Here is a 20,758-nt window from a genome sequence, read left to right on the forward strand (position 1 = left end):
ATCCAAATTTGGATGACGCCCCTTAACGTTTGATTTCTTTATTTAAATGCACGATGTTCTTTAATGACCCGTATAGTTTCTAAAGTGTCGTCTTCGGGACCCTGTACCGGAAGTCCGGCGGCTACATTTTCATGGATATAGTTAATGTTTTCGGCAGTGATTATTTCTCCGGGGATAAAGATAGGAATCCCTGGCGGATAAACCATTATAAACTCTGCACTGATTCTGCCTACCGAGGATTTAAAGGGGACGGTTTCGGTTTCAGAGTAGAATGCTTCTCTAGGTGTCAGGGCTAACAAAGGAATTTCCGGAACGTACACTTTTGTCTCCTGGATAGCCTCTCTGCTTCCTAATGTATTGGACAAATCCTTCAAAGCATTTATTAGTAAGTCGATTTCTTTTTCCGAGTCACCTGGCGTGACGATGCACAGTATATTGTATAAATCGGACAATTCCACTTCTATATGATGATTGTTTCTAAGCCAAACTTCAGCATCGTATCCAGTAATACCCAGGCTTTTCACAGATACAATCAATTTCGTAGGGTCATAATCGTAAGTTGCTGAACTTCCTAAGATTTCTTCACCTGCACAGTAAAGTCGAGGAAGCTTATTGATATGGTCTCTTGCATAATCCGCTAGCTGTATGGTTGACTCTAATAAATCTTTTCCATATATCGCGAGGTTTCTTCTTGCCGTATCAAGAGAAGCGAGCAGAATGTATGAGGTGGAGGTTGTTGTCAGCATAGAAAGGACGGATTGTACTTTCTCATGAGACACTAGACCTTCTTTTAAATTAAGTACAGAGCTCTGAGTAAGCGCTCCTCCTAATTTATGCACGCTCGTTGCCGCAAGGTCTGCTCCGGCCTGCATAGCAGAAGCGGGCAGCCTATCATGGAAATGTATATGCACGCCATGAGCTTCATCCACGAGTACGGGCATGTCATAATCGTGAGCGATTTGAACGATTTGGGTCAAATCTGCTGTTACGCCAAAGTAAGTGGGATTAATGACGAGTACAGCTTTCGCATCAGGATGAGCCTGGCAGGCTTTTTTTACAGACTCAGGAGTAATGCCATGAGATATTCCTAAAGAGTCGTCTAGTTCAGGGTGAATGAAAATAGGAATGGCTCCAGAAAAAATGATCGCTGTCGTTACAGATTTGTGAACATTTCTAGGAACAATTATTTTATCTCCTGGATGACATACACTCATTACCATCGTCATGATTGCTCCAGAGGTGCCTTGTATGGAAAAGAAAGTATAGTCGGCTCCATAAGCCTCGGCCGCAAGCTGTTGTGCCTCTTTGATCATTCCGTGTGGGTGGTGGAGGTCATCAAGCGGTTGAATATTTATTAAATCAATGGATAATGCCTGTGTCCCTATAAATTCTGAGAATTCATTATCCATTCCTTTTCCTTGTTTATGACCGGGTATATGAAATTGAATGGGGTCATTCGAAACGTGTTTCTTAAGTCCAGTAAATAATGGGGTTTGATTTTGGTCCATATTGTAACACCTCTTAATCATCGTAAAAGCAAGTGAATTATAGCAAAGTTATCAGGTATTGGCTAGTTTTATAAAGTGCAGCACTTCGTGGTAAAATGATTACATGAGGAGGTTTTTCCATGAAATGGTCAACTCGGATAACAGACCTGTTACACATCCAATATCCAATCGTCCAGGGAGGTTTAGCTCATTTGGCATATTCTGAGTTAGCTTCCGCAGTTTCTAATGCTGGTGGACTAGGTCAGATTACTGCTATGAGTATGGATGATGAAAAACAGCTGGAAGCGGAAATACATAAAATGAAATTGTTGACTCCTAATCCTTTCGGAGTTAATTTTGCAATAGGACAGCATGGTAGACCTTTCAAGTCTATGGTCCAGACGGCTATCGATGCAGAAGTCCCTGTCATTTCGGTTACGGGAGGCAACCCCCAGCCGATTCTGGAAATGGTTCAGGGTAAAGGAATAAAAACTTTAGTTCTTGTGGCGGCAAAGCGGCAGGCTATCAAAGCTGAAGCTTTAGGTGCTGACGCGGTTATGGTTGTAGGACAAGAAGGCGGCGGCCATATAGGCAGAGAGGATGTCGGAACAATGGTACTGACCCCTCAAGTAGTCGAAGCGGTAAATATACCTGTAATAGCTTCAGGAGGAATTGCGGACGGTAAAGGCTTGATGGCTGCTTTAGCTTTGGGTGCGGAAGGAATTGAGATGGGTACACGATTTATTGCTACGAAAGAATGTGTGCACGCACATGATCTCTATAAACAATCTCTTATTGAAGCTGACGAAAACTCCACGGTTGTGATCAAACGTTCTCTTGGGGCTCCTGCCAGAGCTCTTAAAAATGATTGGACGGATCAGATAGTAAGTTTCGAGAGCACAAAATCTGGATATGAAAAACTTAAGCCGTTTATTAGTGGTGATACAAATAGAAAGTATATTTATGAAGGAAAAGAGAAGGAAGGATTTGCTTGGGCTGGGCAAGTAACAGCAAGAATACACGATGTACCATCTGTAAAGGAGCTATTTGAGCGTGTCTTATATGAAGCTGAGAGCATCCGCTCTAAATGGAAATAATAAAAAAGGTGGAAAACGATGAGTTATAATTACCCGATCGACGAAGTTTTTTGGTCAAAAGAAGAAATTATAGATGTTGTTAACTTTTATTCGTTAGTAGAGAAAGCGTATGAAGATAGTGTAAAAAAAGAAGATTTGCTTATAGCATACACTAGATTCAAACAAATAGTTCCCTCTAAAAGCGAAGAAAAACAATTGGGGACGAAATTTGAGAAAGAGTCTGGGTATTCGTTTTATCGTACGGTGAAGCAAGCGAAAGAATCCCGATCAGGTCAGCTTATCAGATTGAAAAAATAAGAGTCGTCTCTTAAGACGACTCTTATTTCGTATATTGATATAGCGGTTGGAGAGTTTGAAAAGTGGTGCGGCAGAAATCTAAGAATTTTTCAGGGTCTTTAATAATATCATCCTCTCGGGAAATAGTACGGCCGCAAAGAATTTCAGCTTTTTTGACATCTTTGAGCCTTTTCAGCATCTTCTCCAATTTTTCTTCATCTACTTCCGAATGAGGGATGGCATCAGGTTTCGTATGGTCGATAGACCATACGAAATCGTTAGGCACTAGAGATAGGACTTCTTTTTTATTATTTAGCAAAGTATGTGCATATTCTTCTTTGATTGGACTTTCATATATTACGGCAAACCAAATGAATACATGAGATTCCCACATGCCAATTTGAAAATGAGGGAGCTTTTTATATCCTCTTTTATTTGAAGCAAGAGCAGCCCACGTATCATTTGGTGGATTCGTTTTTCTTCTTAAATGCTTTGCTACATGAACGAACATTTCATCTCCAGTCATTGCTGTAAGATCTGGTTCCAGCTCAGTAGCGATAGATTCTAATTTCGGTGAAATCTTCTCTCTAAGTGCTTCCATTCTATTTTCGAGCCCAGGAATAGTGAAAACGTCAAAATCTTCTTGTGTAAACCCCTTAAACTCACCCATTAACTCAACTCCTATCTTTACTAATGCTATGTTGTCATTTGTTATAAATCACCTTAGAAAATAAGTTCTTTTACGACAGCCAAAGTGTCGTCAATGTCGTCTCTACTGCCATCGTGATGAGAGTTTATTGATCTTTTTTGTTCGTTGGAGTTTGTAAAGCCTTATCTCCTGCATAGAGCAAATAAAGAATGAACATTTATATTTTTCCAAGCGTGAAAACGTTAAAGAGAAATCGACAATAAAACTCAACAGTTCTAAACTATAAAAAATTTTACCACAACAAATCACTTTCCTTAAGTAATGTGTTTGAAAGGTTTTATAAGTGAGAAAATAGGTTATAAACTAGTAATCTTATTGAAACTTTAGAAGCTTACGGTCATATATATAATTAAGGAAGGAAAAAGGGAGGAAAGAACAGTGAAACATGTAATGGAGGCATTACGAAAAAGAGAAGCTGAAGAAAGGCTCCCCGTAATCCGCATGGAAATCGACTATGAATTAGTAGCCCTGCATGACGCTATGATAGTTGGGGACAAGGAGCAAATTGAAGTATGCAAAACTCGTCTAAAGGATCTTCATAAGCAACTCTTGGAATGGTCTGAGTAAAGAAGAGCAACCTTAAGAGGTGCTCTTTTTTTATCGGAATTGAATTATATTTGATATAATTAACAGATAATCTTTTGCGAAGGAGTAATTTTTGTTTATGGATAATACTGAACGAACATTAATTTTTAATAGAGCTAAAGCATTTGTACATGAAGCGGGTGAACGTATCAGGAAGAAAATTGATGATCCGAGAACAATCGAAACCAAATCTAATCGTAATGATCTTGTCACTGAAATGGATCAAAACACTGAAAAGTTCTTTGCTGAGAAAATCAAGGAAGAATTTCCAGAGCATCTTTTATTTGGGGAAGAAGGTTTTGGAGACGATATAAAAGATTTAACAGGAACGGTTTGGATTGTAGATCCTATTGACGGAACGATGAATTTTGTGCATCAGAAAAGAAATTTTGCGATTTCGGTTGGTATATACACAGACGGAATAGGAGAAGTTGGAATTATTTATGACGTGATGCAAGATGTTATGTATACTGCTTTACGTGAGGGAGGGGCTTATAAGAACGGAGAGAAGTTAGCTGAACTAACCTATAAAAAACCTATTGAAGAGTCTATTATTGCGTTAAACACGACTTGGCTGCTTCCAGAAAACCCTCACATCGACCATATAGGAGTAGGTAATTTAGTGAAGACAATCCGAAGCACAAGATCCTATGGTTCTGCGGCTCTTGAATTGGTTTATGTAGCTGAAGGAGTTTTGGATGGTTATTTAACGATGAGTTTAATGCCTTGGGATATTGCAGCCGGCCGAATCATCATTGAAGAAGTGGGAGGCATCGTTACAACTGCAGACGGGCTCGAGCTGGACATGCTAAACCGAACGAGTATGATGGCTAGCCACCCCCAAATACATTCAGGCGTCATAGAGGAATTTGTCACATTAAAAAAATAACCCATTAAAATTCGCAGCTTCATAGTTAGTAGTTTATCGTTTGTGGAGAAACATACAAAATAACATACTAATCAGCAGACCAAGTCGCATGTTTGGTCTGCTGTTTTTTGCTACAACGATTATGGATACCATCATTCGAATGAGTATACAAAGTCGAATCATAGCAATAAAAGGATAATAACTGTTGTTAACGCGCTAATGTCTATGTTGATTATTACAGACATCGTATGGAAATGTGATTTTATGCTTAAATAATTGTGGAGTCTGTCAAGGATTGTTCTTAAACTATATGGCAGGATACTTTAATACTCAGTTTCGAGATAAACAGGGTTCGTGGCTGTAATGAGAGTCAGGGGTGGTTGGGAAGCTACTCGCTTTCCTGTGGGGGAAGTGGCGAGCTTCCTCGGGCTTTTCAGCCCTGTGGGATCTCGCCTACATCCTTCTCCCACGGGAGTCTCCCAGCTTCCCAACCACCCCCGTGCGAAATGGAATGAACGAACCCTCCTGGCACTGGAAAAGACTTCTGATCTCTCAACAAAGCTGCGTATTCCGAGCTCTAGCGATTAGCGACTAACGATTTTTGTAAGTCAAGATCGAGTCACTATGGTCTTCTTGTTTCCTTTATCTCTGGCAGCTCATTCCAGTTCATACGCCGCTGGACGAAGCGCTTTCGCATTTAAAAAGGAGCATCGCAGTTCTCATTCCTCCCTGCGAAGTAAGCGATAAAAAACGCTTTTACTCAGAAGAAGTGTTTTTCATCCCTCTGTTCTTTCGGATTAAGAGCTTTATAGCAAGGTTTTGCAGCCTGAGACACTTGGACCGAGAAACTGCGTACTAACAGAATTGTTTGCTTTTGTTGAAGCGGTTTCGAGATACTTATATGGCAAAGGGGCGGAGGGAAACGGTGAGACTCCTGGGGGAGGAGCGGGACAGGTGAGACCCCGGAGAGCGAAGCTCGAGGAGGCTCAGCGCCCGCCCCCCGGAAAGCGATCCGTTTCCCGGAGCCCCTAGATTCTCATTATGTCTCGAAACTGAGTCTTCCACTAAAGGGAGCTATAGTTTAACTAGATATTTTAACAAACAAAAGCGCTTGGATTTTAATATCCAAGCGTTTTGTATTTTACACTGCTATTTTTAGTCTAAACAAACTTCGTTTTAGCAGGATAATTAAGTGTTTTTTACATTTTTCTCAAAAGTATCAGAACTAACTAATTGGAGGGGTTTTTTTATGTGTTTGTGTATATTGTGTCGTATTTGTATAAAACTACCTCTATAAATACAGGAATGGGTCAGGAGTGTAAATGAAATGGTTTTGAGAAAAATCACAATGGCTTCTTTACTTTTCGCTCTATTAATATTACCAGTACCAAATATGGAGGACCAGGGAAAGGTTCACGCTTTCAGTGATCAAGTCATCCAGCATGGGGCAGTTGGACAAGATGTTATAGAATTGCAAGCTCGACTGAAACATTTGGGTTTTTACAGTAAAAAGGTTGATGGAGTTTTCGGCTGGAGTACCTATTGGGCTGTGCGGAATTTTCAATATGAATTCGGAATGGAAATTGATGGATTAGTCGGTCAGCAGGTTAAAAACAAATTAGTAAAAGCATCGAAGGGGTATGAGCAGGCATTACCGAAAAACGAAGGCAGTAACGAGCAGAGTGCTCCTTCTGAACCTACAGCAGTCAATGTTCCGGGAGGTTATTCTCAAAACGATATTAAATTGATGGCTAATGCAGTTTATGGCGAAGCGCGAGGAGAACCTTATGAAGGGCAAGTGGCTGTAGCAGCGGTCATCTTGAATCGTTTAGAAAGCGCCACTTTTCCAAACTCGGTTTCAGGAGTTATTTTTGAACCACTGGCATTTACAGCAGTAGCTGATGGGCAAATTTGGCTTACACCGAACGATAAGGCAGAGGAAGCAGTTCTTGATGCTATCAATGGATGGGACCCTTCAGGGAATGCCACATACTATTTTAACCCGAACACGGCAACTTCAAGCTGGATCTGGTCCAGACCACAAATCAAGCGAATAGGGAAACATATTTTTTGTAAATAGGAGGTAAAGTTATGTTTCGTTGGATTACGATTTCATTATTGACTATAACAGTAATCGGGCTTGGAGCATTTGGCTATAAAGAACATCAGGAAAAGACAGCTGTTCTTCTCCAGGCAGAAAACAGCTATCAACGAGCTTTCCATGAATTGACATCTGATGTCGATACGTTACACGATAAAATCGGTGCGACTTTGGCCATGAATTCTAGAAAACAGCTGTCTCCTCAATTGGCTGAAATCTGGAGAATAACTTCCGAAGCCAGCTCTGATGTAGGTCAGTTACCGCTGACGCTCCTTCCATTTAATAAAACGGAACAATTCTTATATGATATAGGAGACTTTGCCTATAATACGGCGATCCGTGATTTAGATGATGAGCCGCTGACAGAAAAAGAAGTTGCAGGACTTGAAGAACTTTACAAGCAATCGGGAGATATCCGTAACGAATTACGTAAAGTTCAAAATGTTGTACTGAAAGATAATTTGAGGTGGATGGATGTTGAATTAGCTCTCGCGACTAAGGATGAGACAGCAGACAACACAATCATTAATGGGTTTAAAACGGTTGAGAAATCAATGGACGGGTTTCAACAGACCAACATGGAAACCGGGATGTCCTCGAGCCCTGAAAAACAGGATTTCTCTCATTTGGGGGGAGAAAAAATCTCGGAAAAAGAAGCCATCAATATTGCTAAAGAATGGTTTGGGGATGTCGATGATTCAAAATTCACCGTTACTCAATCGGGAAAAGGCGCTGATGTTCCTACCGTTACCGCTTCTTACAATGAAGATGGAAAAAATGGTTACATGGACATGTCGAGACAAGGCGGGTATCCTTTTATGATCATGATCAATCGTGATATAAAGGAAGCTGAGATAGGTTTATCAGAGGCCGCTTCTAAAGCCGAAAGTTACGTGAATAAGCTGAATTTAGACAATATGCAGCTCGTTGAAAGCAGTCAGTACGATAAGGTTGGGGTGTTCCGGTTCGTTTATGTGAAAGATGATATTCGCTACTATCCTAATTCAGTTCAAGTCAAGGTGGCATTAGACAATGGAGATTTACTAGGACTTGAAGCGATCGAATATTTCAGTCATCCAGATGACAATGTGAATAAAGAGCCAGGTTTGTCAGAAACAGAGGCCAAGGAAATGGTCAATCCTGGACTTGAAATACAAGATAACCATTTAGCAGTCATTGAAGATGAAGGGGGAGAACCTACTCTTTGTTTTGAATTTTTAACGACTAAAGGTGATGAAACATACCGTATTTTCATCAATGCCGATAACGGTAACGAAGAAAAAGTGGAAACGATGCGGACAAGTGAACAGAAATTTGATGCTTAAGCATATATTAAAGCTGCCTGAAAGGGCAGCTTTTTATCATTCTTTTGAACTATCCACTACCATTATTAAGTAATTTTTGAGATAATGTATTTGATGCTAAAGTCTCATAAATGAAAAGAGGATGGATATGCTGAAAGTAGGTACTTCCCTAACTTTAGAATTGAATAAAAGCGGTCAAGAGAAAATAGAACGCTTCAAGTGTAAGCTGGTAGATTTCACCCAAGATTATGTGTACATAGATTATCCAGTAAAAATAGATACCCAAAAAACGGCTTTTTTCTTTGAAGGAACTCCATTCAATGCAAGCTTCGTTGGAGAAAATGAGGCTGTTTACTGGTTTAAAACAGAAGTTGCAGCCAGGAGAAAGATGAATATTCCTGTGCTAGTACTTACTTTTCCAGGAAATAAGGAATTGATTAAAATACAAAGAAGACAATATGTTCGTATCGACACAACTATCGACATAGCTGTCAAAGAAAAGGAAAATCCTGATAAACACTTCACAACGATCAGTAGAGATTTGAGTGGAGGAGGGGTATCTGTTCTTCTTCCTTCCGGTCACTCCATGGCGCAAGGAACATTAGTTAACTTAACATTGGTACTTGCATTGAATTCTGGTGAACACCATTATGTGGACGTTACAGGAGCGGTTGTCCGGACGGATGAGACTAAAGTACAACAGAGGGAGACAACTTCTATTAAGTTTGTGGATATTCAAGAAAAGCATCGACAAATCATCATCCGATATTGCTTTGAACAGCAGATGCTTCTAAGGAAAAGTAAACAGCAATAGTATTTATATGGATTTCAAGCTGCAATTTATGTTATTCTTTACGAGTATAACTAATGTTAATTGAGGTACATAAGCACGTTGAATAACGTATAAACAAAGCGCGCTTTCTATCCAGGTGGTGCGTTTTCGTGTGTAGTACTGCATTAAAATGGAGGAAGAACCTAATGACACGTGATCTAGCAGTAGCGATTGACGGCCCCGCAGCAGCAGGTAAGAGTACTGTCGCTAAGAGAGTGGCTGAAAAATTATCTTATATATATGTGGACACAGGTGCCATGTATCGTGCGTTGACTTTTAAAGCGATTGAAAACAGCGTAGACCTTGAAAATGAAGATCTACTTTCAGATTTATTGAAACATACAAAAATTGAACTTGTTCAAGAACATGATGGACAACATGTATTTTTAGATGACAAAGATGTAACTAACGAAATACGTACGAATGAAGTAACTTCAAACGTTTCATATGTCGCTAAACATGCAAGAGTACGAAAAATCATGGTTGAGCGCCAGCAGAAACTTGTAGAGAAACGTGGAATCGTGATGGACGGGAGAGACATCGGAACCCATGTCATACCGGATGCCGAAGTGAAGATATTCATGATTGCTTCCGTAAAGGAAAGAGCGGAACGCAGACATAAAGAAAATGTAGACAAAGGATTTCACTCTGATATTGAGGAATTGATGGAAGATATTAGAAAAAGGGATGAGATCGATTCGAAAAGGACGGCCTCTCCTCTCGTGAAAGCTGAAGATGCCGTTGAGCTTGATACCACTTCACTTACCATTGAAGAAGTTGTCGATCAAATCATTGCTATCGTAAATCAAAAACAAATGGGAGGTGATGAGAATGGATTTATATAAAGTCGGTAAAGCGCTGTGCTCTGTCATTTTTTATCCACTCTATCGAATTAAAGTAGTAGGGAAAGAAAACATTCCGAAAACGGGTCCTGTGATCATCTGTTCCAACCACATTTCTAATGTCGATCCCCCGGTGGTGGGTATCACAAACAGCCGGAACATTTACTTTTTAGCAAAAGAAGAATTGTTTAAAAACAAGGTTATTGGGGGAATTCTTAAAAGAGTACACGCTTTTCCGATAAAGCGTGGAATGAGAGACCGTAACGCATTGAGAAAAGGATTGGATATTCTTAATGAAAACCACGCCTTAGGTCTGTTTCCTGAGGGCAGCAGGCAGAAGAATGGCGAGATCGGAAGAGGATTAGCGGGAATAGGGTTCTTTGCCTTGCGCTCACAGGCCGCTGTAGTTCCATGTGCGATTATCGGTCCTTATCGCAAGTTTAAGCCTCTGAAGGTAGCCTATGGGAAGCCTATCGACATCCAGTCTTATCGTGATGAGAAGGCTTCTGCTCAAGTGGTGACAGATTACATTATGGAAGAAATCAGACAATTGCATAAAATCCATAGTGAAAAAGGTTAAACACTTGACAAACCGCTATAAATATTAGAAGTTAGACAAAAGGGCATTTCTGTAATTAGGTTGTGTCGGAAATTGAAGGAGGTAGCTTGGTATGGATGAAATGAACCATGAAGTATCAGGGATGAAAGAATTTTCTGCAGGGGATATCGTGACTGGTAAAGTCGTGAAAATCGAAGAAAAACAAGTCCTTGTAGATGTTGGATATAAAGTTGAAGGCATTGTACCTATTAGTGAATTATCCAGTCTGCATGTAGAAAAAGCTTCCGACGTGGTAAATGAAGGTGACGAACTTACTCTGCAAGTCAAAAAAGTCGAAGATGATGAAATCGTATTATCGAAGCGAGCTGTAGACGCTGACCAGGCGTGGCAGGATCTTGAAGCTAAGTTTGAAAGCGGTGAAATTTTCGAAGCAGAAGTTAAAGATGTGGTCAAGGGCGGACTGGTAGTTGATATCGGTTTGCGCGGTTTCATTCCAGCTTCCTTAGTTGAAACTTATTACGTAGAGGATTTCGAGGAGTACAAAGGTAAAAGCCTCAGCCTGAAAGTAGTAGAATTAGACCGTGACCAAAACCGTGTCATCCTTTCCCACAGAGCTGTAGTTGAAGCGGAAGAATCAACGAAGAAACAAGAGGTTCTTCAATCGCTTGAGGAAGGACAGGTTATTGAAGGTACTGTGCAGCGTCTTACAGATTTCGGTGCTTTCGTAAACCTTGGCGGAATCGATGGTCTTGTGCATATTTCCCAGCTTTCTCACGAGCACGTAGAGAAGGCTTCTGATGTAGTGGAAGAAGGACAGACGATCAATGTAAAGGTGCTCTCAGTCGACCGTGATAACGAGAGAATCTCATTATCTCTTAAGGCTACACAGCCTGGACCGTGGCATGATCTCTCCAGCAGAGTGAAGAGCGGCGAAGTGGTTGAAGGTACTGTAAGACGTCTTGTCAGTTTCGGAGCATTTGTAGAAGTGTTCCCTGGTGTAGAAGGTCTCGTTCACATTTCTCAAATTTCCAACCGTCACATTGGAACTCCTGGTGAGGTTCTGGAAGAAGGAGAAACCGTCAGTGTGAAAATTCTTGATGTTGACGAAAATGCTAAAAGGCTTTCATTGAGTATGAAAGAATTGGAGCGTGATCAAGCTCGTGAAGAAGTGAAGCAATACGAAAAGAAGGAAGACGACAACTCTGGCTTTTCATTGAGTGATATGATCGGTGACCAGTTAGATAAATATAAGAAGTAATAGGCGGTGATGGGTTTGTCCCGATCTGAGAGAAAGCTCGATCATATCCGTCATGCCCTCGGTCATGAACGCGATGTCTACAACCATTTTGATGACATCGACATCGTTCATCAAAGTTTGACAGAGTTAAATTTTGACCAACTTCATTTAAGAACGAACTTAGGAGAACTTCAATTAAGTTCTCCTATTTTTGTAAATGCAATGACTGGCGGTGGAGGGCAGCGGACTTTAGAAATCAATAAAAACCTTGCAAAAGCTGCAGCGGAGTCCGGAATCGGTATGGCTGTGGGTTCTCAAATGGCGGCGATAAGAGATCCTCATGAACGGCCAAGTTATGAAATTGTTCGTAAAGAGAATCCGGAAGGCATTGTTTTTGCAAATGTCGGCAGTGAAGCTGATTATGAGCAGGCTCAAATGGCTATTGATATGATCCGGGCTGATGCACTGCAAATTCATGTAAATACGTTGCAGGAGTTGATTATGCCTGAGGGCGATCGAGACTTCAGAGAACGACTTCATAATATCGAATCCATCTGTCGTAAAGTTGAAGTTCCAGTGATCGTTAAAGAAGTAGGATATGGCATGTCAAAGGAAACTATAAAACAACTTTATGATTTAGGGGTAAGTTATATGGATGTGGGCGGTAGAGGCGGTACGAATTTTTCTAAAGTGGAAAATATGCGCCGTGAAAAGCCCTTTGCTTCATTTGATAATTGGGGAATACCTACTCCGATTTCACTTCTTGAATCGCGTGAGTTGGTTGAACAATTAAACATTCATATCATAGGGTCAGGCGGCATCCGCAACGGATTAGACGGCGCTAAAGCTATAGCCCTTGGCGCAAATTGTTTTGGTATGGCAGGAAGTCTGTTGAGAGTTCTTGTAGAGAAAGGGTATGAGGAATTAGCAAGCGAGATTCAGCACATACACAAAGAAATAAAAATGGTCATGATGCTGACAAATAGTCAAAGTGTTTCTGAATTGCGGAAAAAGCCTTTCGTCGTACACGGAGAATCAAAAACTTGGCTGGACCAAAGAGCTGATCAATAAGATGAGCTCTATTTTTATTTGCGGATTTAAATTAAGTGATGCTCAACCAGGCTTCCTGTTTAAGAAAAAGATCATTCAGCCATAATGAATGATAAGGGAGAGATACTATGGCTGGTACTTACTATTGGTTTGCTTGGGCGGCTTTTATCATGAGCTTTTTCTTTTTGAATTCTCGTTCCGTTTATAAAGATGGTTTGATTATTTTTTTATTGATTCAAATGATTTCGTTCACTTTTCTTATGAAGCCGTACGAAAATATGACTATGTTCCTCTGCTTGGAAGCTTGTTTCGGTATTTATTTTTGGTCAGAAAGAAAGCAATCTGTTATAGGGCACTTATGGGCTGTCCTATTCGTTGTTTTATGGTCTCTGATCCATATTCTACTGCTGACAAATCCGGTATGGTATCTATTTCCTGGAGCGACTGCAGGCCTTGTTCTCCTGATGTATATCATACATGTGTTTCACGTTTCTTTAAATCGACAAATTGGACTCTGGATTTTAATGAATACACTAGGAATTCTTTTAGTGAATAGCTTGAGGCATCCGCTGGGGATTGATAATTTTGTCGATCTGATGTCGCTTCACACCTCTCTCATTAAAGGAATTATCATCCTCATGGTATTAGAAGGTGTACAATATGTGAGGCGCTCAACATATAAAATCAGACGTAAGAAACGCAGACAAGTATTAAGTGGTTTATAATCTTAAGTCGATAAATTAGTAATTGTATATTAGAGTCTAATTTGCTAATATAATTAAGTTAGGCTATTTCTGCTATTCTATTGGAAGCAGGGCTCTTAAAGCCTCCATAGAACAGCAGTATTTTTTTGTGTGACTCAGAAAAGTTTGGAATTGATGAGTCTGCTGTGACGGTGGGATTACCTTTACTCTACACAATAGAAGAGTGTGGATAGAAAACCGTTTGTTTTCGGTGATGGAGGAATCAAGTCTCCACGCCATAATGTAACAGAGCCTTTATATAATTATGTTTAAAAAAATCAATAACAAAAATAATTCAGGATGTAAGAAAGGATGACCCTTTCATGAGAAAATCAGTAGTAGCAATCGTAGGGCGCCCGAATGTTGGGAAGTCTACAATTTTTAATCGTTTAGTGGGTGATCGTATCTCTATCGTAGAAGATACCCCTGGGGTGACGAGGGATAGAATTTATGCGGAAGCCGAATGGTTGACGACCACTTTTAACGTGATTGATACAGGAGGTATTGAATTAGGCGATGAGCCACTGCTTGTACAAATGAGAGCCCAAGCCCAGGTGGCTATCGATGAGGCTGATGTCATCATATTCATGGTAAATGGACGCGATGGCATCACCGGGGCGGATGAAGAGGTGGCGAAGATCCTCTTCAAATCCAATAAGCCAGTTGTACTTGCCGTAAATAAAGTGGATAACCCTGAAATGAGGGAAACCATTTATGAATTCTATTCTTTAGGGTTTGGTGAACCCTATCCTATTTCAGGTACCCATGGTCTAGGGCTTGGGGACCTGCTTGACGCAGCGGTCGAATATTTTCCGGAGAAGACGACGGAGCCAATTGATGACGATACCATTCGCTTTAGTTTGATAGGAAGACCGAATGTTGGTAAATCATCTTTAGTCAACAGTCTGCTCGGTCAAGAACGAGTGATTGTCAGCAGTATTGCAGGAACTACAAGAGATGCTATCGATACACCTTTTACCAAAGACGATCGCGATTTCGTCATCATCGATACTGCTGGCATGAGAAAACGCGGTAAGGTGTATGAATCAACTGAAAGATACAGCATTATGCGAGCTTTGAAAGCTATAGAACGTTCAGATGTCGTTCTAAGCTTGATTGATGCTGAGACAGGCATTCAGGAGCAGGATAAAAAGATTGCTGGTTACGCCCATGAGGCAGGTAAAGCTGTAATTATCGTTGTTAACAAGTGGGACACGGTGGATTCTAATGAAAAGGCTATGAAAGAGTTCGAAGATGACGTGCGGTCGAACTTCCGATTCTTAGATTACGCTCCGATCGCCTTCTTATCTGCTAAAACGAAGAAACGGACGCACACCTTGCTCCCTAAAGTAATTGAAGCTAGCGAAAATCATGCAAGAAGAGTTCAATCCAGTGTTCTCAACGAAGTGATCATGGACGCTTTGGCTATGAACCCGACACCTTCAATTAAAGGACAAAAGTTAAAAATCTTCTATGCGACTCAAGTAGCGGTTAAACCTCCTACATTTGTGGTATTTGTTAATGAACCAGAGTTGATGCACTTCACGTACGAACGATTCCTTGAAAACCGAATTCGTGAAGCGTTTGGCTTTGAAGGGACACCTATCAAGATTATTGCCAGAAAACGAAGTTAAGTTTGAAAGGAGAATGACTTGTATGGAAAAAGTCGCTGTATTAGGGGCAGGGAGCTGGGGTACAGCTCTTGCTATGGTATTAGCCGATAATGGGCATGATGTACATTTATGGTCACACCGCGAAGCACTTGCAGATGATATTAATCGTACTCATAAAAATGAAAGATATTTAAAAGGAATTACGCTGCCTGAAAATATTAAGGCCAGCTCTGATATGGGTGCTGTAGTAAGTGAAGTTGAACATATAATCCTCGTCGTACCTACAAAGGCGATGCGCGAAGTTTGCGGCCAACTGGTTCAGCATTTAAATCATAAGGTGACGATTACCCACGCTTCTAAAGGCATTGAGCCTGGGTCATATAAGCGTGTTTCAGAAGTCATCGCAGAGGAAATCCCTAAAAAGTATTATCATGATATTGTTGTATTGTCAGGCCCTAGTCATGCAGAGGAAGTCAGTCTGAACCACCCGACAACAGTGACGGTTTCCTCAGAAAATCTGGACGTTGCAGCTACTGTTCAGGACCTGTTTATCAATGAGCTATTCCGCGTGTATACGTCTCCAGACCTTGTAGGTGTAGAGCTAGGAGGAGCGTTAAAGAATATTATTGCTTTAGGTGCGGGCATTTCTGATGGATTAGGATTCGGAGATAACGCTAAAGCTGCTTTAATTACCCGCGGCCTAGCTGAAATCGCCCGACTGGGTACATCTATGGGAGCGAACCCCCTTACATTTTCGGGCCTAACTGGAATCGGTGATCTCATCGTAACCTGTACAAGTTCTCACAGTCGAAATTGGAGGGCTGGTAATCAATTAGGGAAAGGCTCCCATTTAGATGAAGTTCTAGAAGAGATGGGGATGGTAGTCGAAGGAATTCGTACGACAAAAGCTGCTTATCAACTATCAAATGAACGAGGAGTCGATATGCCGATCACAGCTGGTATTTATAAAATCCTGTTTGAAAATGCAGATCCTAAAGATGTGGTCACCCAGCTGATGACAAGGATCAGACGCCGGGAAATGGAGGATTTAACTAATATTCTCGATGACCAGATGAATAACTAACACATTACCTTCCTCGTGCATATACTACGAAGAAACAATTGCACGAGGAGGTCAACAGAGATGAGTAATTTTCAGAAGAATATTTTTGATCATTTGCAGAACAAAGCAAATATAAATCCAGAGGACGTTTATAAAGTAGCGGATTCTGTAAAAAATGCGGACTTCACGGATGAAAAAGTTGTACGTAGGCTGGTGAAGCAATTAGCTTATATAGCTAACAAGCCGGTATCAAAGCAAAAAGAGGATAAAATTGTCGAGGCGATCATCAAACAAAATATACCTCTTGATATGAATACGTTAGGTAAGTATTTTAAAGGGTAACGATATGTAGGCGTTTGAAGGATACCGTCCTCCATAATTCTGCATACTATAATCCGTAGCAGTTAATAAGTATGAGCTGTAAATGGGAATTATTTAGTCGGCCGGAGCGGAGAGCTCCGGATTTTTTTTGACTGCGAAAGACCGTTGACTGTGGTATAATACCAACGAGTTTAATGGGATTTTTAGGAGGAAATACTTCATGTCTGTAGCTCTATTAAAAATGTACATATCGTTTGCTGGAATTATTTCATTATTTTTGGCCACAGGGCTTATATACTTGAGCCGCTTTAAATTAACGGGACCTATCTCTATAATTGTAGCTGTATTCGCCTATTTGTTCATGATTTTCGGAGGCCTTATCATTCTATATATTGTATTCAGCGGGCCGACAGCCTAGAAGGAGGGTGGTTTTCATGAAATGGCTTAAATTATTGATCCTTCCTTTAGCGGGGGTTATACTTACTGGGTGTTTATATCCGGATTCAGAACTCAAAAAAAATGAGCCGACAAACCAGGAGCAGTTGGACTCTGTCCAACAGGCAGTCGAGCAGTATCAAGAACAGGAATCAGGTTTGCTGCCGATAAAAACAAGGGATGAAGACACCCCTGATTTTATTAAATACCAGTTGGATTTCAATTCCTTGCGTGAACGCGGATTAATGGGTGAATCACCTGGTAATTCTTTTGAGAACGGCGGATATTATCAATACGTAATTATCCGGCCAGACGACGACCCTACAGTAAAAATAGTAGATTTAAGAATGGCAGAATCATTACGGTCTTTACAGCTTAAAGTAGACTTTTACGAAGATGAAAATAAGTACCCACCTCTAAAAGATAAGATTGCAAAAAACGTATATGATGTAAAGCATGAAGAAATGGGACTTGATTCACCTCCGACTGTAGACAGCCCTTACAGCGAGAAATCGCTGCCGGTATATATAAATGAGCGTGGTGAACTATTAGTCGACTATCGAAAAGAATTGTACGACCTGATGAGAAAAGAAGATCACTCCTATGAAGAGGGGGATGATATCCGCTACTTGCTTACAGATCATACACCTTTTGCGCCTGCGCACTCCCCAGCTTATACAATTGAAGAAGGAGAACCCGTTTTCATGACGGAACCTCCTAGTTGAACACAAATGTGTGCTTCGCGCTGCCAAAAACGTTTGGCAGCGTTTTTTATATTAATATATGGAAGTGATAAACGAACACCTAGTATTGGAGAGTAAATTCCCTTAAGCAACCGCTTAGATGTTTCCGTTATCCTCACATACAAAAGAGGGATCAGTATATTGTAAGACTTCACAGGGCATTACCAGGAGGATGCTCACTATACGCCTGAGGGAAGAGGGTAATTTCCGGACTACAGGATCCATTATTAATAACTGTCGTTTAATTGGTAACTGGAAATGATGAAGCTTACATACTCTCCTTTTCTGGACATTTTAGAAATAGTTCATGGGTGACAAATTAATTTCAAGCATAATTCTATAGGGTCATGACATAGAATGAGAGTGTCCAAGCTTGTAATTTAGTGAAATTTTACCTGGGAGGGGATCCTTTGGAGAAGGTTGATATTTTCAGTGATATTTCCAAGCGAACGAACGGAGATATTTATCTGGGAGTCGTAGGTGCTGTACGTACAGGGAAATCTACATTCATAAAGAAATTCATGGAGCTTGTGGTTATTCCGAATATGGAGGATAGTTCGGAACGAGAAAGAGCTTTGGACGAATTGCCTCAAAGCTCTGCAGGAAAAACCATAATGACCACTGAGCCTAAGTTTGTTCCTAATCAGGCGGCTTCCATAAAGTTTGATGAACATTTAGACGTTCGAGTACGAATGGTGGATTGTGTGGGATATGCTGTTGAAGGTGCTGTCGGCTACGAGGATGAGAATGGACCAAGAATGATTCATACACCTTGGTATGAAGAGGCTATTCCATTTAATGAAGCTGCTGAAATAGGCACTCAAAAAGTAATCCAGGAACACTCCACAATAGGAATCGTAGTAACGACAGACGGAACGATTGGGGAAATCCCGCGTGAGGACTATGTACAGGCGGAAGAAAAAGTGGTGGAAGAGCTAAGGGAAGTAGGAAAACCATTTATTATGGTTGTTAACTCTGCCCAGCCTCATAGTGACCGTACGGAAAGATTAAAAAATGAATTAAAAGAAAAGTATGATATTCCGGTCCTTGCACTATCCGTTGAAAGCATGCGGGAACAGGATGTCCATAACGTCTTAAGAGAAGCGTTATTTGAATTCCCTGTTTTGGAAGTCAATGTCAACCTTCCGAGCTGGGTAATGGTGCTTGACTCACGACATTGGTTAAGGAAACATCTACAGTCAGCAATAGAGGATACTGTCCAGGATATCAAAAGGTTACGTGATGTAGATTACGTGATCGGAAACTTTGATCAATACGAGCATATTACAGGCGCTCATATATCAGGAATGGATCTTGGGGAAGGCATCGCCGAAATTGATTTGCAAGCTCCAGAACAATTGTATGATCATATCTTGAAAGAAATTGTCGGAGAAGAAATACGAGGCAAGGATCACCTGCTTGAAATCATGCAAGATTTTTCTCATGCGAAAAGAGAATACGATATAGTAGCTGATGCTCTGCAAATGGTTAAGCAGACAGGGTACGGGATTGCAGCACCAAGCCTTGAGGATATGGTGTTAGATGAGCCGGAAATTATTCGACAAGGTTCCAGGTTCGGTGTCAGGCTGAAAGCTGTCGCTCCATCCATTCATATGGTCAAAGTCGACGTTCAATCCGAATTTTCGCCGATCATCGGTACAGAAAAACAAAGTGAAGAACTTGTCCGCTATTTGATGCAGGATTTTGAAGAAGACCCGCTGTCGATTTGGAATTCTGATATATTCGGCAGATCGCTAAGTTCAATCGTCAGAGAGGGCATTCAAGCCAAACTGTCTTTGATGCCGGAAAATGCTCGATATAAATTAAAAGAAACATTAGAAAGAATCATCAATGAAGGGTCTGGCGGCATGATTGCCATTATCCTCTAACGGCTCCTCATCGGGCCGTTTTAGTTTTTTTATCGAAATGAATTAAAAAATTTTACAACAAGGATCCAAGAAAGTTTTTCCTAATATAATAAAAAACCACGAATGACTACAAACCCTTTCATATCAAGGGTTCTGTGGTTTTTTTGTGTGGGGAAAATATAACCATAAATTCCAAATCAACAGAAGAATAATCCGTAGAAACCGCTAGAAATAGGCATTCTAAAAGTATTTTCTATTGAATTTCAGTACAAACTCGTTTAATATAAGGCTTGTCATCAAATGTTGGTGATAAATGAGGCACTTTAAGTGATGTAGATTCATCTTAAAGAGCAACCTTCTTGGAAGGAGGTGAATGTCATGAACAAAACAGACCTAATCAATGCAGTTTCTGAGAAAGCCGAGCTTTCCAAAAAAGATGCGACTCAAGCAGTTGATTCTGTATTCGAATCTATCATGGATTCACTTAAAGATGGTGAGAAAGTGCAACTGATCGGATTCGGTAACTTTGAAGTACGTGAGCGCGCGGCTCGTAAAGGCCGTAACCCGCAAACTGGAGAAGAGATCGAAATTTCCGCAAGTAAAGTTCCAGCTTTCAAACCTGGTAAAGCCCTAAAAGATGCTGTTAAATAATAGCTACATAGGGCTAAGAAGGGGTGCTTTTATAGCACCCTTTTTTCAATGCTGAAAAGTTAGAATGATTGACATAATAAATCGAGTAAGAGATAGTAAGTTTAAAGAAGGGAGCACGTTAGATGGCGACTTCAGAAAATGATTTTTTTGTTATCAAAGCTTTAGAAGACGGGGTAAATGTCATTGGACTTACAAGGGGTACAGACACACGGTTTCATCACTCTGAGAAATTAGACCGCAATGAAGTCATGATTGCTCAATTCACTGAACATACATCAGCTGTTAAAGTCAGAGGAAAAGCAATCATTCAAACAAGTCATGGTGAAATGACAAACGATGCAGAGTAATCGGCTCTGCTGAGTACATAATAGAGA

The 20,758-nt window shown here is 40.6% G+C and carries 22 protein-coding genes; 20 read left to right on the forward strand and 2 right to left on the reverse strand.

What is annotated here, in order from left to right; all coding sequences use genetic code 11:
• Positions 1-38: 38 nt before the first annotated feature.
• Positions 39-1,508, reverse strand: a complete 1,470-nt coding sequence (locus tag LF817_RS04870; protein ID WP_253934652.1) for an aminotransferase class I/II-fold pyridoxal phosphate-dependent enzyme — start codon at positions 1,506-1,508, stop codon at positions 39-41.
• A gap of 119 nt (positions 1,509-1,627) precedes the next feature.
• On the opposite strand from LF817_RS04870, the gene LF817_RS04875 reads away from it, so the two are divergent.
• Both LF817_RS04875 and LF817_RS04880 read left to right on the forward strand, forming a co-directional pair.
• A complete protein-coding gene (locus LF817_RS04875) occupies positions 1,628-2,584 on the forward strand; it encodes an NAD(P)H-dependent flavin oxidoreductase (RefSeq protein WP_253934653.1) in 957 nt (318 codons plus the stop codon).
• Between the two features lie 18 nt (positions 2,585-2,602).
• Positions 2,603-2,881: a UPF0223 family protein gene (locus LF817_RS04880; RefSeq protein WP_253934654.1), complete on the forward strand. Its 279-nt coding sequence runs from the start codon at positions 2,603-2,605 to the stop codon at positions 2,879-2,881.
• Between the two features lie 22 nt (positions 2,882-2,903).
• Here LF817_RS04880 and LF817_RS04885 read toward each other — a convergent pair whose 3' ends face one another.
• A complete protein-coding gene (locus tag LF817_RS04885) occupies positions 2,904-3,530 on the reverse strand; it encodes a YktB family protein (RefSeq protein WP_253934655.1) in 627 nt (208 codons plus the stop codon).
• 417 nt (positions 3,531-3,947) lie between these two features.
• Between LF817_RS04885 and LF817_RS04890 the strand changes: the two genes are divergently transcribed.
• The 18 genes from LF817_RS04890 (at position 3,948) to mtrB (ending at position 20,731) form a co-directional block, all read left to right on the forward strand.
• Positions 3,948-4,136 (forward strand): hypothetical protein, encoded by a 189-nt coding sequence (locus LF817_RS04890; RefSeq protein WP_253934656.1) that lies wholly within the window; start codon positions 3,948-3,950, stop codon positions 4,134-4,136.
• A gap of 97 nt (positions 4,137-4,233) precedes the next feature.
• Positions 4,234-5,043, forward strand: coding sequence for an inositol monophosphatase family protein (locus LF817_RS04895; RefSeq protein WP_253934657.1), 810 nt, complete (start codon positions 4,234-4,236; stop codon positions 5,041-5,043).
• 1,306 nt (positions 5,044-6,349) lie between these two features.
• Entirely contained in the window at positions 6,350-7,102 is a 753-nt protein-coding gene (gene sleB / locus LF817_RS04900) for a spore cortex-lytic enzyme (RefSeq protein WP_253934658.1), read from the forward strand.
• Between the two features lie 11 nt (positions 7,103-7,113).
• Complete coding sequence (gene ypeB / locus LF817_RS04905; protein WP_253934659.1) at positions 7,114-8,448, forward strand: germination protein YpeB; 1,335 nt, start codon at positions 7,114-7,116, stop codon at positions 8,446-8,448.
• 127 nt (positions 8,449-8,575) lie between these two features.
• Positions 8,576-9,241 (forward strand): flagellar brake protein, encoded by a 666-nt coding sequence (locus LF817_RS04910; RefSeq protein WP_253934660.1) that lies wholly within the window; start codon positions 8,576-8,578, stop codon positions 9,239-9,241.
• A 164-nt stretch (positions 9,242-9,405) separates the two neighbouring features.
• Positions 9,406-10,104 (forward strand): (d)CMP kinase, encoded by a 699-nt coding sequence (gene cmk / locus LF817_RS04915; protein WP_253934661.1) that lies wholly within the window; start codon positions 9,406-9,408, stop codon positions 10,102-10,104.
• Positions 10,091-10,681, forward strand: coding sequence for a lysophospholipid acyltransferase family protein (locus LF817_RS04920; protein ID WP_253934662.1), 591 nt, complete (start codon positions 10,091-10,093; stop codon positions 10,679-10,681). The genes cmk and LF817_RS04920 overlap by 14 nt, the downstream gene beginning before the upstream one ends.
• Positions 10,682-10,781: 100 nt before the next feature.
• A complete protein-coding gene (gene rpsA / locus LF817_RS04925) occupies positions 10,782-11,918 on the forward strand; it encodes a 30S ribosomal protein S1 (RefSeq protein WP_253934812.1) in 1,137 nt (378 codons plus the stop codon).
• Between the two features lie 9 nt (positions 11,919-11,927).
• On the forward strand, positions 11,928-12,968 hold the full coding sequence (gene fni / locus LF817_RS04930) for a type 2 isopentenyl-diphosphate Delta-isomerase (protein WP_371925001.1): 1,041 nt from the start codon (positions 11,928-11,930) through the stop codon (positions 12,966-12,968).
• A gap of 107 nt (positions 12,969-13,075) precedes the next feature.
• Positions 13,076-13,672 carry a YphA family membrane protein gene (locus LF817_RS04935; protein ID WP_253934664.1) on the forward strand — a complete coding sequence of 199 codons (597 nt, stop codon included), beginning with the start codon at positions 13,076-13,078 and terminating at the stop codon, positions 13,670-13,672.
• A gap of 341 nt (positions 13,673-14,013) precedes the next feature.
• Positions 14,014-15,324, forward strand: a complete 1,311-nt coding sequence (gene der, locus LF817_RS04940; protein ID WP_253934665.1) for a ribosome biogenesis GTPase Der — start codon at positions 14,014-14,016, stop codon at positions 15,322-15,324.
• A gap of 22 nt (positions 15,325-15,346) precedes the next feature.
• Positions 15,347-16,387: an NAD(P)H-dependent glycerol-3-phosphate dehydrogenase gene (locus LF817_RS04945; RefSeq protein ID WP_253934666.1), complete on the forward strand. Its 1,041-nt coding sequence runs from the start codon at positions 15,347-15,349 to the stop codon at positions 16,385-16,387.
• Between the two features lie 60 nt (positions 16,388-16,447).
• The gene (locus tag LF817_RS04950) at positions 16,448-16,708 is read left to right on the forward strand and encodes a stage VI sporulation protein F (RefSeq protein WP_253934667.1); all 261 of its coding nucleotides are present in this window, start codon (positions 16,448-16,450) and stop codon (positions 16,706-16,708) included.
• 199 nt (positions 16,709-16,907) lie between these two features.
• A complete protein-coding gene (locus tag LF817_RS04955; protein ID WP_253934668.1) occupies positions 16,908-17,105 on the forward strand; it encodes a DUF2768 domain-containing protein in 198 nt (65 codons plus the stop codon).
• A gap of 16 nt (positions 17,106-17,121) precedes the next feature.
• On the forward strand, positions 17,122-17,847 hold the full coding sequence (locus tag LF817_RS04960; RefSeq protein WP_253934669.1) for a hypothetical protein: 726 nt from the start codon (positions 17,122-17,124) through the stop codon (positions 17,845-17,847).
• A 428-nt stretch (positions 17,848-18,275) separates the two neighbouring features.
• Positions 18,276-19,754, forward strand: a complete 1,479-nt coding sequence (spoIVA, locus tag LF817_RS04965) for a stage IV sporulation protein A (protein WP_253934670.1) — start codon at positions 18,276-18,278, stop codon at positions 19,752-19,754.
• A 357-nt stretch (positions 19,755-20,111) separates the two neighbouring features.
• On the forward strand, positions 20,112-20,384 hold the full coding sequence (locus LF817_RS04970) for an HU family DNA-binding protein (RefSeq protein WP_082233987.1): 273 nt from the start codon (positions 20,112-20,114) through the stop codon (positions 20,382-20,384).
• Between the two features lie 122 nt (positions 20,385-20,506).
• Complete coding sequence (gene mtrB / locus LF817_RS04975) at positions 20,507-20,731, forward strand: trp RNA-binding attenuation protein MtrB (protein ID WP_253934671.1); 225 nt, start codon at positions 20,507-20,509, stop codon at positions 20,729-20,731.
• The last annotated feature ends 27 nt before the right edge of the window (positions 20,732-20,758 follow it).

The organism is Halobacillus sp. A1, assembly GCF_024189295.1.
GTDB lineage: Bacteria > Bacillota > Bacilli > Bacillales > Halobacillaceae > Halobacillus_A.